This window comes from Acidocella sp. C78, assembly GCF_907164655.1.
Genome location: NZ_CAJQZK010000080.1, coordinates 44,234 through 58,159, shown reverse-complemented (window position 1 = coordinate 58,159; position 13,926 = coordinate 44,234). Strand labels below are relative to the sequence as shown.

17 protein-coding genes are annotated in these 13,926 nt (G+C 68.6%); 10 read left to right on the top strand and 7 right to left on the bottom strand.

What is annotated here, in order from left to right; genetic code table 11:
• Positions 1–131: 131 nt before the first annotated feature.
• The 8 genes from ACIDOCELLA78_RS90915 to ACIDOCELLA78_RS90880 all read left to right on the top strand — a co-directional run bounded on the left by ACIDOCELLA78_RS90915 (position 132) and on the right by ACIDOCELLA78_RS90880 (position 5,751).
• A complete protein-coding gene (locus ACIDOCELLA78_RS90915; protein ID WP_249676074.1) occupies positions 132–1,073 on the top strand; it encodes a sigma-54-dependent Fis family transcriptional regulator in 942 nt (313 codons plus the stop codon).
• Entirely contained in the window at positions 1,063–1,581 is a 519-nt protein-coding gene (locus ACIDOCELLA78_RS90910; RefSeq protein ID WP_249676072.1) for a hypothetical protein, read from the top strand. Before ACIDOCELLA78_RS90915 ends, ACIDOCELLA78_RS90910 begins: the two co-directional genes overlap by 11 nt.
• Positions 1,518–2,477, top strand: a complete 960-nt coding sequence (locus ACIDOCELLA78_RS90905; protein ID WP_249676070.1) for a hypothetical protein — start codon at positions 1,518–1,520, stop codon at positions 2,475–2,477. The genes ACIDOCELLA78_RS90910 and ACIDOCELLA78_RS90905 overlap by 64 nt, the downstream gene beginning before the upstream one ends.
• Positions 2,478–2,716: 239 nt before the next feature.
• A complete protein-coding gene (locus ACIDOCELLA78_RS90900; RefSeq protein WP_201729005.1) occupies positions 2,717–3,322 on the top strand; it encodes a hypothetical protein in 606 nt (201 codons plus the stop codon).
• Positions 3,323–3,417: 95 nt separating this feature from the next.
• The gene (locus tag ACIDOCELLA78_RS90895; protein ID WP_201729004.1) at positions 3,418–3,825 is read left to right on the top strand and encodes a hypothetical protein; all 408 of its coding nucleotides are present in this window, start codon (positions 3,418–3,420) and stop codon (positions 3,823–3,825) included.
• A gap of 56 nt (positions 3,826–3,881) precedes the next feature.
• The gene (locus ACIDOCELLA78_RS90890) at positions 3,882–4,628 is read left to right on the top strand and encodes a C39 family peptidase (RefSeq protein ID WP_201729003.1); all 747 of its coding nucleotides are present in this window, start codon (positions 3,882–3,884) and stop codon (positions 4,626–4,628) included.
• Between the two features lie 204 nt (positions 4,629–4,832).
• Positions 4,833–5,459: a hypothetical protein gene (locus ACIDOCELLA78_RS90885; protein WP_249676067.1), complete on the top strand. Its 627-nt coding sequence runs from the start codon at positions 4,833–4,835 to the stop codon at positions 5,457–5,459.
• Entirely contained in the window at positions 5,437–5,751 is a 315-nt protein-coding gene (locus ACIDOCELLA78_RS90880) for a hypothetical protein (protein WP_201729001.1), read from the top strand. Before ACIDOCELLA78_RS90885 ends, ACIDOCELLA78_RS90880 begins: the two co-directional genes overlap by 23 nt.
• A gap of 6 nt (positions 5,752–5,757) precedes the next feature.
• Here the strand turns inward: ACIDOCELLA78_RS90880 and ACIDOCELLA78_RS90875 are convergent, their stop codons facing one another.
• Both ACIDOCELLA78_RS90875 and ACIDOCELLA78_RS90870 read right to left on the bottom strand, forming a co-directional pair.
• Positions 5,758–6,687, bottom strand: coding sequence for an SDR family NAD(P)-dependent oxidoreductase (locus ACIDOCELLA78_RS90875; RefSeq protein WP_249676063.1), 930 nt, complete (start codon positions 6,685–6,687; stop codon positions 5,758–5,760).
• Between the two features lie 37 nt (positions 6,688–6,724).
• Positions 6,725–7,594 (bottom strand): MaoC/PaaZ C-terminal domain-containing protein, encoded by an 870-nt coding sequence (locus ACIDOCELLA78_RS90870; RefSeq protein ID WP_201729000.1) that lies wholly within the window; start codon positions 7,592–7,594, stop codon positions 6,725–6,727.
• Between the two features lie 179 nt (positions 7,595–7,773).
• On the opposite strand from ACIDOCELLA78_RS90870, the gene ACIDOCELLA78_RS90865 reads away from it, so the two are divergent.
• Together ACIDOCELLA78_RS90865 and ACIDOCELLA78_RS90860 are read left to right on the top strand one after the other, a co-directional pair.
• The gene (locus ACIDOCELLA78_RS90865; RefSeq protein ID WP_201728999.1) at positions 7,774–8,577 is read left to right on the top strand and encodes an IclR family transcriptional regulator; all 804 of its coding nucleotides are present in this window, start codon (positions 7,774–7,776) and stop codon (positions 8,575–8,577) included.
• A gap of 83 nt (positions 8,578–8,660) precedes the next feature.
• Positions 8,661–9,284, top strand: coding sequence for a trimeric intracellular cation channel family protein (locus tag ACIDOCELLA78_RS90860; RefSeq protein ID WP_201728998.1), 624 nt, complete (start codon positions 8,661–8,663; stop codon positions 9,282–9,284).
• 53 nt (positions 9,285–9,337) lie between these two features.
• On the opposite strand, the gene ACIDOCELLA78_RS90855 is transcribed toward ACIDOCELLA78_RS90860, so the two are convergent.
• The 5 genes from ACIDOCELLA78_RS90855 to rseP form a co-directional block, all read right to left on the bottom strand.
• Positions 9,338–10,009: a class II aldolase/adducin family protein gene (locus ACIDOCELLA78_RS90855; RefSeq protein WP_201728997.1), complete on the bottom strand. Its 672-nt coding sequence runs from the start codon at positions 10,007–10,009 to the stop codon at positions 9,338–9,340.
• Positions 10,009–10,566, bottom strand: coding sequence for a DedA family protein (locus ACIDOCELLA78_RS90850; protein WP_249676060.1), 558 nt, complete (start codon positions 10,564–10,566; stop codon positions 10,009–10,011). The genes ACIDOCELLA78_RS90855 and ACIDOCELLA78_RS90850 overlap by 1 nt, the downstream gene beginning before the upstream one ends.
• 67 nt (positions 10,567–10,633) lie before the next feature.
• Positions 10,634–11,566, bottom strand: coding sequence for a cysteine synthase A (gene cysK / locus ACIDOCELLA78_RS90845; RefSeq protein WP_201728996.1), 933 nt, complete (start codon positions 11,564–11,566; stop codon positions 10,634–10,636).
• A gap of 100 nt (positions 11,567–11,666) precedes the next feature.
• Complete coding sequence (gene ilvC / locus ACIDOCELLA78_RS90840; RefSeq protein ID WP_201728995.1) at positions 11,667–12,686, bottom strand: ketol-acid reductoisomerase; 1,020 nt, start codon at positions 12,684–12,686, stop codon at positions 11,667–11,669.
• Between the two features lie 168 nt (positions 12,687–12,854).
• A complete protein-coding gene (gene rseP, locus ACIDOCELLA78_RS90835; RefSeq protein WP_201728994.1) occupies positions 12,855–13,916 on the bottom strand; it encodes an RIP metalloprotease RseP in 1,062 nt (353 codons plus the stop codon).
• Positions 13,917–13,926 lie beyond the last annotated feature (10 nt).

The following is a 13,926-nucleotide window of genomic DNA, read 5'->3' as shown; positions in this document are numbered from 1 at the left end:
CCGGTGGGGAGGCCATGCGACACACCGCTCTGTACGGAAATGCGATCCGGCCGATTGAACCTGCGCCTGCACGCCAGCCTCGCGCTGCGGCCAGCGTCCCCCCCGGCGCCTGCGCCGGCGCCGAGCGGATCATGGTCGGGCAATCGCCGGCGATGTGCCGGTTGTTCGAGCTGATCCGCCGGTTCGCCCCGGTCGACGCCCCGGTGCTGATCACCGGGGAAACCGGCACCGGAAAGGAACTCGCCGCCCGCGCCCTGCACGACCGCTCGAACGCCCGCGATGGCCGGTTCGTCGCCATCAACTGCGCCGCGCTGCCCGCCGGGCTGATCGCCTCGGAACTTTTCGGCTACGAGAAAGGCGCCTTCACCGGCGCCACGGCGCGGCGGATCGGTCTGGTCGAGATGGCGGCGGGCGGATCGCTCTTTCTCGACGAGATCGGCGACCTGCCGATGGACCTGCAAGGGCATCTGCTGCGATTCCTGCAGGAGGGGCAGATTTTCCGCCTCGGCGGGCGCGAGCCGGTAAGCGTGCGCACCCGCGTCATCGCCGCCACTCATGTCGATCTGCGGCGAGCCATCGGCGAGGGCCGGTTTCGCGAAGACCTGTTCTATCGGCTCAATGTGCTGCAGCTCGAGATGCCGCCGCTGCGCGAGCGGGACGGCGATATCGAACTGCTCGCCATGGTCGTGCTGCGGGCGGCCGCGCGCGATCTGGGGCTGGCGGTGGACGGGTTCTCGGCCGGGGCGATGGCCGCGCTCTGCCGCCATGACTGGCCGGGCAATGTGCGCGAACTCGTCTCGACGGTGCGGCGGGCCGCGGTGATGGCGAGCGGGCGGACGATCGGGGAAGCGGACCTCGCATTGCCCGCCGCGCGCGAAGCCCGGCACCGGCGGGCCACGACCGGCTCGCACGGGATGGTCGATCCCGAGGCGGTGCGCGCCGCCCTCGCCCGCTGCGGCCAGAACCGCGCCCGCGCCGCCCGCGAACTCGGCATCGCCCGCATAACACTCTACCGCGCGCTGCAACGCATGGCGGCGACCGGCCACACGGAGGAGACCAGCGATGAACCTTGACCCGACACGGCCGCACCGCGTGGCGGCGGCGCTGTTTGCCGCCGGACTGGCCTTGCCCGCCGCCGCAGCACAACCCGGCGCCGGGACGAACGCGGGCACGAACGCGGGCACGAACGCGGGCGCCACCGCAGACAACACGCCGGCGGAGAGCAATGGCGCGGCGCTCGAGGGGCTGCGCGCCAGCGTCGCCCGTGCCGAGGCCAGGTTGCGGCACACGCGGCACGAGCTCGACCGCGCGCGTGCCGAACTCGACCGCCAGGGCGCCCTGCTCGACGAGGCCATGCGCCGGCTCCGCGCGGCCGGGCCGGGGCCGACCAGCGCGGCGCAGAACCAGGCGGCGGCGCCCGCCGCCGACGCACCAGCCACGGACGGCGCGCCACCATCCCCGAGCAGACCGCGGCGCCGATCACGGAAACGAAACCGCCGGAACGGCGGGAGGCGCGCGTGCTGCAGACCTCGCCGCTGCAATCGGTCGGCGGCGTGCTCACGCCCCGCGGCACGCTGGTGATCGATCCCTCGCTCGAATACGATTATTCGGCCGACGACCAGCTGAGCCTGAACGGGTTCACCATCCTGCCCGGGATCACCTTCGGCCAGCTCCTGCTCGCACGGGTGCGGCAAAGCATGGTGACACCGGCACTGACGCTGCGCTACGGCCTGACCGACCGGCTGGAACTGAGTGCAAGAGTGCCGTTCGTCTACGCGTATCAGGAGACCGTTACCCAATCGATCCTGCAACAGAGCGGCGGCGGCACCACTGTCGGGGTTCTGGCGCCGAGCGCCCATGGGGCCAGTATCGGCGACATCCAGTTCGGCGCCAGCTACCAGTTCAATGCCGGCGGCGGTGGCGTGCCGATCGTGGTGGGCAACCTGATCTACAAGACCGCAACCGGCACCAGCCCGTTCTCGGTCCCGGTCTACACCACCGCCGATCCGAATGGCGGCATCATATCCGGCATTCAGAAAAAAGTGCCGACCGGCACCGGGTTCGCCGCGCTGGAGCCGAGCATAACACTGCTCTACCCGACCGCACCGGGAATCCTGTTCGCCAATCTTCTCTACATCCACAATTTCGGCCGGACGGTCGACGTGCAGGACCCCGGCGGCGGCCCGGCGGTGGCCGCCGACGCCAAGCCCGGCGATGCGGTGGCGGCGACGTTCGGCATCGGCTTCGCCCTCAACGACGAGACGACCTTCACGCTCAGCTACCAGCAGGAGCATGTGTTCGGCGCGACGTTCAACCATGTGGCGGTGAAGGGATCGGCCTATGATTTCGGCACCTTCAATTTCGGCATCGGCTACCAGATCTCGAAATCGACGACGATCAATCTCGGGGTGGGCATCGGCGCGGGGCCGAATGCACCGGTCGCCAAGGTGCTGGTCGATATCCCGATCCGCTTCTGAGGCGGCGGAGATGTATCGGTGTCCGGCGTTTCCTGGAGCGTTTCATGGAACAGCCGAGTCTCCTCCGGCGAAAGTCGAAAATTCCATATCTATCAATATCTTGATCGCAAAAACCGGACTGGCACGGCGGTTGCACAACATTGACCATGCAGGTGCGGACCGGCCCGCCGGACCCGGACCTGCAAGAGCCGCGGCGCAATGCGACCCGGCCCGCGCAACCCGAACCTCAGGAGTGACCCATGCGGATTTCCCTTGTTCTCTCGAGCGCCTCGGCCCTGGTTCTTGGCCTTGCCGTGGCCCATGCGACGCCGCCCGCGCCGCCCACGACCAACAGCCACCCGAGCGCAAGCTCGCAGGGCCCTGGCACCAATGCCAGCGCCGCCGGCCGCTCCTCGGCCTCCTCGTCGAGCACCAGCACGTCGCAGTCCTGGACATCGACGCCGACCACCAACTCGAACAACACGACCAACATGGCGGCGGCGGCGGCCGGCGGTGTCGCGGCGAACAACCACAGCCTCGCGATCAGCGCGTCGCTGTCGAACTTCGCCAACGACTACAAGACGATCTCCGACTATCATCTCGCCACCGCGACGACGAACGGCACGGTCTATGGCGGCGCCGGCCTCAGCGCGAGCGGGCCGAACAACATGAACTGGAAGAAGGGTCGCGGGGCCAAGAGCGCATCGGGACCGATGGTCTCCATGGGCGCCTCGCTCAACAACGTGGCGAACGGCACCGGCATCGTGACGGCGCAGGTGAATGCGGGCGTGAACGCGCTGCAGCAGAATACCGTCTCGCTGTCCTCGGTGGTGTCGGGCAGCAGCAGCACCTCCGTGTTCCACTGATCGCCCGGCGATCACGCAGATCGGACCGCTCGCGGTCCGGAACGGAACCGCCATGGTCCGGCCCGTCCGGGCCATGGCTTTCGGGAGAGAGGGCGATGGACAGGCTTGATGAGCAGGCGGCCGGAACGGCGCGCCGGCGCAGCTCCCGGATCGGGCATGCGCTGGCCATGGCGGCAATTGCCCTGATCGCCGGCGCGGCAGGGCCCGCACGGGCCGGCACGGCGGGCCCAGGCGCGCCGGACCAGGCGCTGAGCCGCGCATTGCAGGGCAGCGAACTGCACGGCGCAGCACTCGGCCGGCTACGCGGCAGCGGAATCGTGATCCAGGACGCCAATACCAACGGCACCATCAGCGGCGCGAGCGTGGGGCACGGCAGCGTGACCGGCCCGGTCAGCGCCAGCAACGCGATCAACGGCAATGCCGGAATCACCACGGTCTTCCAGAACAGCGGCAACAACGCGCTGATCCAGAACTCGATGACCATCAACGTGACACTGCACTGAAGACAGCCGCGCCGCCGCAGGCAACCGGGACGGCGCGACCGGCGGAAAGGACGACGATGAGCGGGACACAAAGGCACGAGAGGCGGCATCCGGGCGGAATCCCGTGGCGGCGCGCGCTGCTGGCGTTGTTCGGCATCGCCTGCCTCGCGGGCAGGCCGGCGCTCGGCGGCGGCATCCCGGTCAACGGGCTGAGCCTCGGGGCCGGCAGCGTCCGCGTGCCGGTCGAGAGTTTCCAGGCGATGCGGTTCGCGCAGACGATCCACCAGGCCTACGATTTCTCCTGCGGCTCGGCGGCGCTCGCCACCCTGCTGACCTACAGCTATCACCGCAACGTAACGGAGAAGCAGGTCTTTCTCAGCATGATCCGGCACGGCAACCGCCAGGCGATCGAGCGATACGGCTTCTCCCTGCTCGACATGAAGACCTATCTGGCGCGGCAGGGCATTCCCTCCGGCGGGTTCGACGCGCCGCTCTCCCGGCTGGCCGGGCTGCACGTTCCGGCGATCGTGCTGATCAACGACCATGGCTATCGCCATTTCGTCGTGCTGCGCAGCATCGGGGCGGGGCGGGTGCTGCTGTCGGACCCGGCGGTCGGGTTGCGCTCGGAGAGCGTGGCGCGGTTCCGCCGGCAGTGGAGCGGCGTGTTTTTCCTCATCATGAGCGAGGCGGCACGGGCGCAGCGGAGCTTCGAGAACCCGCACCTGTGGCGCGGCAGCCCGCCGGCCCCGACCGACATCGCGCGCTACGCGCTCGGCCTCGCCCGGCTGCAGGAGGTGACAATCCCGATCGCGAACCGGTTCTAGTGTCCCGAACCTGAAATCCTCCGGATTTCAGATTCAAAGTGGACACTAGGAAAATCAATCAATCAGTGTCCTGTTCCTGAAATTCCCCCACGAATTTCAGGGACAAGACACTAGAGCATCATCCGATCAGGTGGATCGGAAACTGCTCTGGCGTCCTGCCCGGAAAGCCCGGCGCGCAGGACGGATCTTGAAAGGAGCCAGATGATGAGACGACTTTGCTCGAGTCCTCGCGCGCTGCTCGGCGGCGGGCTGCTTTGCACCCTGCTGGCAGGCAACCCCGCCATCGCGAGCGCGGCGGCGCCGGCCCTGGCCGGCAATTTCGGCGCCCTGCTGAGCGATGCGCAACTGAGCGATGCGCGGCTCGGCGGAATCCGTGGCGGGTTCGATGTCACGCCTCAGCTGACGGTGGACTTTGCCTATCAGCAGGTGACCAGCGTGAACGGCACGGTGATCGCGGCCATCGCCGTGCCGCAGATCCAGCTCACCTTCGGCGGCGCGGGCGGGCCGCAGCCGGCCAGCGTCATCGCCAGCGCCGCACCCGCGACATCGTCGTTGACGGCGCAGCCTCGGCCGGTGACGGTGACAACGCCATCGCCGGCCGGGCCGGCACTGCTCGCCGGGGTCGCCCACTACGGCGGGGCAAGCGTGGCGACGAGCCTGACCTCCGGCGGGCTGGCGACGGTGATCGCCAATACCGCGAGCAATACGCTGATCCAGAACCAGATCGCGGTGGATGTCGGCACCACCGGCATGCCGGCGCTGCTGTCCACCCAGGCGCACGCGATGATGATTTCACAGGCGATGACCGATGCGAACCGCCGGATGCGTTAGCCTGATCCGCACCGCGGCGCTGCTGGCCGGCCTCGCGGCAACGCTGTGGCAGCCCGGCGCCGCACGCGCCGCCGCGCCCGCGGCGCCGGACGGAAAGCTGGCCGGATTGCGCCTCATCGCCCTGCCGGATGCGGCGCTTGCCCGGGCCACCGGCGAGGGGTTCGCAGCGCCGGCGATCGCGATCCGGTTGCCGGATCGCGGGCGGGTCACGCTATGGGACGAACTCGTGGCGCGGCCCGGCGATGCGGGACTGCCGTCCGGCCTGGTGACGGTGACTGTCAACAGCCGGTAGGGTAGCTCAGACCGGGTCCCAGCAGAACACGTCGCCGCTGAGATCGAGCGGCGTCAGCGCCCCGCGCAAGGCGGGGAAGGCATGATCTCGGATCAGCTCCGGCGTCCAGCCGCCGTTGCGCTGCACCGAACGGGCGGGGCGGCTCTGGTCCATCACGAAAATCTCGTTACGACGGATCGCGAAAATCTGACCCGTGACGTCACCTGAAGCCGCCGAGGCCAGAAAGACCACGAGGGGCACGTTATGGTTGGGGTCGATCTGCTGCAGCCGGGAGACCCGGATCTGTTCCGCTCCCTCGTCCGCGCCGGGCCGGGGCGTGCCGGTCATCCGCGTCCAGGCGCAGGGGGCGACGCAGTTCGAGCGGACATTGTAGCGCCGCATGTCGATCGCGATCGAGCGCGACAGGCCGACGATGCCGAGCTTGGCCGCGGCGTAGTTCGCCTGTGCCTCGCCGCCGATCAGGGCGGATGCGCCGGTCATGTGCACGAAGACACCGGATTGCTGGCGGCGGAACTGCGCGGCGGCGGCGCGGCTGACGAAGAAACTGCCGTTGAGATGCACGCCGATGACCGATAGCCAGTCTTCCGGCATCATTTCGTGAAAGGCGGCGTTGCGCAGGATGCCGGCATTGTTCACGACGATGTCGATCCGCCCGAAGGCGTCCAGAGCGGTCTCGACGATGCGGCAGGCGGAATCCCAGCGGCTGACGGTTTCGCCGCAAACCACGGCGCGGCCGCCGCCAGCCTCGATGATCATCCGCGTCTGCTCGGCGGGAATCGGCGAGCCACCCTCGCCGCCGACCGAAACGCCGATATCCACGATCACCACCGCAGCGCCGGCGGCGGCCATGCCGGCGGCGACGGCGCGGCCGATGCCGCTGCCCGCCCCGGTCACGATGGCCACCTTGCCATCGAGCATCGGCGGGCCCTGGCTCATCGGCCGCCGCCAGCGCGTCGCGGGCAGGCAAGCCGGATCATGCCGCCGCCCCCGGCGCCGCGAAGCGGGCTCGGCCATGATCGACCACGACCAGATCGCGCTCCGCCACCCGGGCGCGGAAGGCGCCGTCGCGCCAGATTTCGGTGCGGATCGTCTCGCCCGGCAGGACCGGGGCGGTGAAACGGAGCGACAGCCCGCGAAATCTTGTTTCGTCGTAATCGCCCAGAACGCGGAGCAGGGCGTGCGCGACCACGCCGAGCGTGCAGAGCCCGTGCAGGATCGGCCGTTCGAAGCCGGCGGCGGCGGCCATCTCGGGGTCGGCATGCAGCGGGTTGTCATCGCCGTTGAGGCGGTAGAACAGCGCCTGTTCCGGCCGAGTCGGCAGGTCGACCACCGCATCCGGCGCACCTGAGGGCGGCGGCGGTGGCGGCGGCACCGGCCCGGGGTCGCCACCGAAACCGCCGTCAGCGCGCAGGAACGTGGTGCTGCGCGTGGTGGCATAGAGGGCGCCGGTGCCGGCATCGCGGAGTTGTTTTTCGGAAAACAGCAGCGCGCCGCGGCCCTTGCCCTTGTCCACCAGTCGGGTGCCCCGGGTGCGCCCGATGATCTCGCCCTCAGCGGGTAGAGGTTGGTGCTGTTCGAGCGCCTGTTCGCCATGGACGAGGCGAACGGCATCGACACCCGTGCGTGGATCGGCCAGCCAGAAGCCCGGATGCCCGAGCACCAGCGCCATCCATGGCAGAACATGCGGCCCGCGATGCGGATCGGCATAGGCGAGCTGGCGCGGATCGGTCGGGTCCTGCCCCATCCCGACCGAGAGCGCATAGAACGCCGCCTCGCGGCCGGTGATGCGCTGGCGAATTTCAGGGATCGGGAAATTCAGCAGAATTTCGGGATCGATCGTCACAAATCCTCCTGAAGTCCGCAGCAGGCCGCCAGATCCGGGCTAATCTCCCGCCGCGCGCCTCGCGGGCACCATATATGGCAACGACGCGAGTCTGCCCCCGGCATTCATCTGTTATCAATTACTTTGCGTTAGCAAAGCGAAATAGCATTCGGAGTCCGGAATGACAATCACTATGGCGAATGTCGATCGCTGAGCGTGAGGCGCGGGACGTGGGCGCCGTGGTTCATGCGGTCCGCATCCTGCGCTACCTGTCGGCCACAGCGACGCCGCGCGGCGTCGCGGCGATTGCGCGGGACACCGGGATCAGCCCGAGCAGTTGCTTCGCGATCCTGCGGACCCTCGCACGATTGCGGTTTGTCGCGTTCGATGCGGTTACCAAGACCTATGCGCCCGGGCTCGGGATCGCGGAAATCGCCGCCGGTTTCGTCGGGCTCGGGCTCGCCGAGGCGATCCGGCCGGATCTCGAACGCCTCGCACGGGACCACGGCGTTCCACTCGTGCTCTGGCGGGTGACCGAGGATGGACATCTCGTGGCGGCGGACCGTGCGCATGGCGGCGTCACGGTGCGGGTGGATATCGCCCCCGGGCTGCGGCTTCCGGCACTGCTCGGTGCCGCGGGGCGCTGCGTCGCCGCGGCGCTCGACCTGCCCCTGACCGAACTGGAACAGCGCTTCGCCCTGCTGCGCTGGCAATCGCCGCCCGACTTCGCGCAATATTGCCGCGAGGTCGCCCTGGCCCGTGCGCGCGGCTGGGCGATCGATGCCGGCAACGCCTATTCCTGCCTGCACGCGGTCGGTGCCGCCATCGTCGATCGCGCGGGGCGTCCGCGTCTTGCGCTGAGCGGCATCGGGCTCGCGGGCCAGCAGGATGGCGCGGCTCTGGAACGGCTCGGCGACGATCTGGGCCAACTCGCGGCCAGTGTCGGGGCGGTGCTGTTTCCGGCCGCCGGCGTGCCTGTGGCATCCACCGGCGAAACCGGCTAGATCGGCGGCGCCTCTTCCTTGCCGGTGTCGCCCGTGATCTCTCCCACGTTCCCCATGCCTGCCCCAATGACGGGATTTCGCGCATGAATCCCGCCGGAATCGTGCATCCGCTGGTTGCCGGGCTCGACATGACCGGCACGCTGGTCTTCGCGATGAGCGGGGCCGCGCGCGGCGTGCAGGAGCGGATGGACCTGTTCGGCGTGCTGGTGCTCGCCTATGTCACCGCGGTGTCTGGCGGCATCCTGCGCGACGTGATGATCGGCGCGGTGCCGCCGGAATCGGTCGCGAGCTGGCACAACCTGGCCATCGCGCTGGCAGGCGGCCTGTTCGTCTTCAGCTTTTTCCGGGTCTTCGCGCGGCTGTCTCATCCTGTGATGTTTTTCGACGCGATCGGGCTTGGCATGTTCGCGGTGGCGGGAACCAGGAAGGCGCTGGACTATGGGATCAACTGGCCGATGGCGGCGATTCTCGGCATGGTCAGCGCGATCGGCGGCGGCATGGTGCGCGACGTGCTGACCATGCGGGTGCCGACCGTGCTGCACGCCGATATCTACGCCGTTGCCGCCCTGGCGGGCGCGCTGGCGGTGGTGTCCGGCGCTGCTCTCGGCATCTCCCAGCCGCTCGCCGCCTGGAGCGGGCTCGCGCTCTGCGTGTTCCTGCGGATGATGGCGATCTATCGCGGCTGGCGCCTGCCCTCGGCGCGGTGATCCTTCGCGCCGGGCGGTGACGACGCTCATCCGCCATGGCGGGGATGATTATTTCATCCGGCGTCGTCATGCAGGCCATAGCCGACGAACTGGGCTATGGCCGCGTCGATCTCGGCGGTGCTGAGAATATGCGGATTGCCGAGCAGCAGCGCGTGATAATATTGCCTGGCGATGGTTTCGAGCTCGACCGCCCGCCACATCGCCTTGTCGAGGGTTTCGCCCAACACGATCATGCCGTGATTGGCGAGCAGGCAGCCCATTCGTCCCTCCAGCGCCGTCAGCGCATGATCCGAAAGCTCCTTCGTGCCGAAGGTGGCATAGGGCGCGCACCGCACATCGGCCCCGCCGAAGGCCGCGATCATGTAATGACAGGCCTCGATGTTGCGCCGGGCGATGGCCAGCGTGGTGGCGAAGGTGGGATGGCTGTGAACGATCGCGTTGACCTCGGGCCGGGCGCGCATGATGTCGAGATGGAAGCGCCATTCGGTCGAGGGTTTCCGCGTGCCCTGCCAGGCGCCGTATTCGCCCGCGATGGGCATGGCGGCGACCATGTCCGGCTCGATCAGGTGATAGGGCGTGGCCGAGGGCGAGATCAGCATCTTGCCGCCATGGCGGACGCTGATATTGCCCGCATTGCCCTGGTTGATGCCGAGCGCGTTCATCTGCCGGCAGGCGGCGATCAGGGCGCGGCGGCTTTCCTGCTCGCTGTCGCCCGGCACGCGCATCAGCCGGCCCGCCCGGCCGGGTGATGATCGCGCCAGAGCTTGCGCGCATACCAGGCAATGAAGACGACGATTGCCAAAGCGGTGAACGCGGTGAAGCCATGCATGAACGATTGCAGTCGCAGTGAGCTGTCCCAGGCGCGGCCGAGTCTGAGCCCGGCATAGGCGAGGCCCAGGCACCAGGGCAGCGAGCCGATGAAAGTGTAGAGCTGGAACGTCCAGAAATTCATCCGCGCGATCCCCGCCGGCAGGGCGATATACGTGCGCACGATCGGCAGCATCCGGCTGATCAGCACGGTCACCGCGCCGAAGCGGGCGAAAAACCGCTCGACCAGCGCGAGTTCGCCGGCATCCAGCAGGATGTACCGCCCCCAGCGCTCGACCAGCGGCCGCCCGCCGGCATAGCCGACCGCCCAGGCCAGGGTCGAGCCGAGATTGCAGCCGATCGCACCCGCCAGCGCCACCGGCCAGAGCTCGAAACGCCCGGTCGAGACCAGATAACCCGAAAACGGAAGAATGATCTCGGAGGGCAGCGGAATGCAGGCGGATTCCAGCGCCATCAGCGCCGCGACCCCGGCATAGCCGAGGTGGAGATGACCGCGGTGATGAGATGCGCGAGCGCGGCGATCAATCGGCCAATCCGGCAAACAGGGCGGTGGAGAGATAGCGCTCGCCATAGGAGGGAATGATGGCGACGATCATCTTGCCGGCGCTTTCGGGCCGCCGCGCCACCTCGACCGCCGCATGCAGCGCCGCGCCCGAGGAAATGCCGACCAGCAGGCCCTCCTCGCGCGCCGCCCGGCGGGCCATGTCCAGCGCCTGGTCGTTGGTCACGCGCACGACCTCGTCGTAAACCCCGGTGTCCAGAATGTCGGGCACGAAGCCGGCACCGATCCCCTGGATCATGTGCGGTCCCTTCTCGCCGCCGGAGAGCACCGGCGAGGTATCCGGCTCGACCGCAACGCAGCGGAACGACGGCTTGCGCTCCTTCAGCACTTGCCCGGTGCCGGTGATGGTGCCGCCGGTGCCGACGCCGGCGACCAGGATATCCGCCGCGCCATCGGTGTCGCGCCAGATTTCCTCGGCGGTGGTGCGGCGGTGGATGTCGGGGTTGGCCGGGTTCTCGAACTGCTGGGGAATGAAGTGATGGGGCCCTGAAGCGGCGATTTCGCGCGCCTTCGCGATCGCCCCGCCCATCCCCTCGGCGCCCGGCGTCAGCACAACTTCGGCACCGTAGCCGCGCAGCACCGCGCGGCGCTCCTTGCTCATCGTCTCCGGCATGGTGAGGATGCAGCGATAGCCCTTCGCCGCGCAGACCATGGCGAGGGCGATGCCGGTATTGCCCGAAGTCGGCTCGACGATCACGCTGTCCGCGTTCAGCAACCCGTCGCGCTCCGCCGCCTCGATCATGGCGACGCCGATGCGATCCTTCACCGAATTGGCGGGATTGAAGAATTCGAGCTTGGCGAGAACCGTGCCGGGCAGGCCTGCGGCGAGGCGGTTGATCCGGACCAGCGGGGTATTGCCGACCAGTTCGGTGGCGTCCTTGGCGATTCTCATGCTTTGCCTCCCTCGAAACGAAAGATCCCCGGCCGCAGCAGCGGGCCGGGGAGCTTTGTAGTGAAGAAGCGCGCGGCGCGAAAGCCGGCCGCGCCCTCGATCAGTTGCGGGTCTTGTCGACCAGCGCGCCCTTCTTGATCCAGGGCATCATGGCGCGCAGCTTCTCGCCGACCTCCTCGATCGGGTGCGCGGCGTTGGCGCGGCGCATCGCCTTGAAGTTGGTCTGGTTCACCTTGTTCTCGAGCATCCAGTCGCGGGTGAAGCGGCCCTTCTGGATATCGTCGAGCACGCGCTTCATCTCGGCCTTGGTCTCCGGCGTGATCATCCGCGGGCCGGTGACGTATTCGCCGTATTCGGCGGTGTTCGAGATCGAGTAGTTCATGTTGGCGATGCCGCCCTCATAGATGAGGTCGACGATCAGCTTCACCTCGTGCAGGCACTCGAAATAGGCCATTTCCGGCGCGTAGCCGGCCTCGACCAGCGTTTCGAACCCGGCCTTGATCAGCTCCACCAGGCCGCCGCACAGCACCGCCTGCTCGCCGAACAGGTCGGTCTCGCACTCTTCCTTGAAGGTGGTCTCGATGATGCCGGCACGGCCGCCGCCGACCGCCGAGGCGTAGGACAGCGCGATGTCGAGCGCATTGCCGGAGGGGTTCTGCGCCACCGCGACAAGGCATGGCACGCCGCCGCCGCGCTGGTATTCGCTGCGCACCGTGTGGCCGGGGCCCTTCGGCGCGATCATGAACACGTCGATATCGGCGCGCGGCTCGATCAGGTTGAAATGGATGTTGAGGCCGTGGGCGAAGGCGATCGCCGCACCCGGGCGCAGATTCGCGGCGAGGCTGTCGCGGTAGAGATCGCCCTGGCCTTCATCCGGCGTCAGGATCATCACAACGTCGGCCCAGGCCGCGGCCTCTTCCGGCGTCATCACCCGAAGCCCGGCGGCTTCGGCCTTGGCCACCGCGGCGGAGCCCTTGCGGAGTGCTACGACAAGCTCCTTCACCCCGGATTCCTTGAGGTTCAGGGCATGGGCGTGGCCCTGGCTGCCGTAGCCGACCACGGCGACCTTCTTCGCCTTGATCAGGTTCACATCGGCATCACTGTCGTAATAAACGCGCATCTCAAGCCTCCCTCGGGCGCTGGGTAACCGGTCCGGCGGATCGAATGGGGGAAAACACGCCGCTTGGCAACCACCCCGGCGCAACATGGCTGGCGTGACGCCGGCTGGCGACGCAATTTTCGGCCTGCCGCGCCCGCCCGGCCCGCATTTATCCGCGTGCCCGCCGCCTCAGCCGACGAGATGGGCGATGTCGTGCCAGGTGACGAAAACGATCAGGCAGACCAGCAGCGCGGCGCCGAATTGCAGCGCGATTTCCTGCACCCGCCGCGGCAGGGCCCGGCCGGCGGCGGCCTCGGCCGCGTAGAACAGCAGGTGGCCGCCATCCAGCACCGGGATCGGCACGAGGTTGATAAGGCCGAGATTGACCGAGAGCAGCGCCATGAAACTCAGCAGGTCGGTCAGGCCATGCGCCACCGCCTGGCCGGAGATCTGCGCGATCCTGACCGGGCCGCCGAGCTGGCTGAGCCCCTTGTGATGGTCGACCAGCTGCCAGAGCCCGTGCAGCGTCGTCACACTCGCCTGCCAAGTCACCGCCACCCCGCGGAGCAGCGCCCGCGGCGGCGAAAGGAGGCGCATCCGCACATCGGCGCCCTCGATGCCGAGCCGGCCGATCTGCCGCCCGCCTTCCGTCACGCTGCCGAGCGACAGATCAAGGCTCCGGGTCTGGCCGCCGCGCTCGTAGCTCAGCGCGATCCGGCCGCCGGGATGGGCGGCGACCATGGCGCTCAGCTGATCGAACGTCGAGATCGGCGCGCCGTTCATGCTGACAATCCGGTCGCCCTTCGCCAGCCCCGCCGCCTGCGCGGGCGAGCCGGCCAGCACCTTGCTGACCACGGGCAGCACCGTCGGCACACCGGCGGTGGCGAAGATCGCGCTGAACAGGACGATCGCGAGCAGGAAATTCGCCGCAGGCCCGGCGGCGACCACCGCCGCCCGGGCCGCCAGCGGCTTGGCGCCGAAACTGCCGGGATCGGCGGCGCCATCGGGCTCGGCGCCGAACTCCGCCCAGCCGCGCATCCGCACATAGCCGCCGAGGGGAATGGCGGAAACCTTCCAGACGGTGCCGTGGCGATCGGTGCGGGAGACCAGGGTCGGGCCGAAGCCGAGCGAGAATACCTCGACGGTCACGCCCCGCCAGCGGGCCACGAGATAATGGCCGAGCTCATGCACGGTCACCAGAACGCCTAGAACGACGATGAAGCCGAGAACGGAACGGAGAAGATCGGTCATGTCGCCTTCG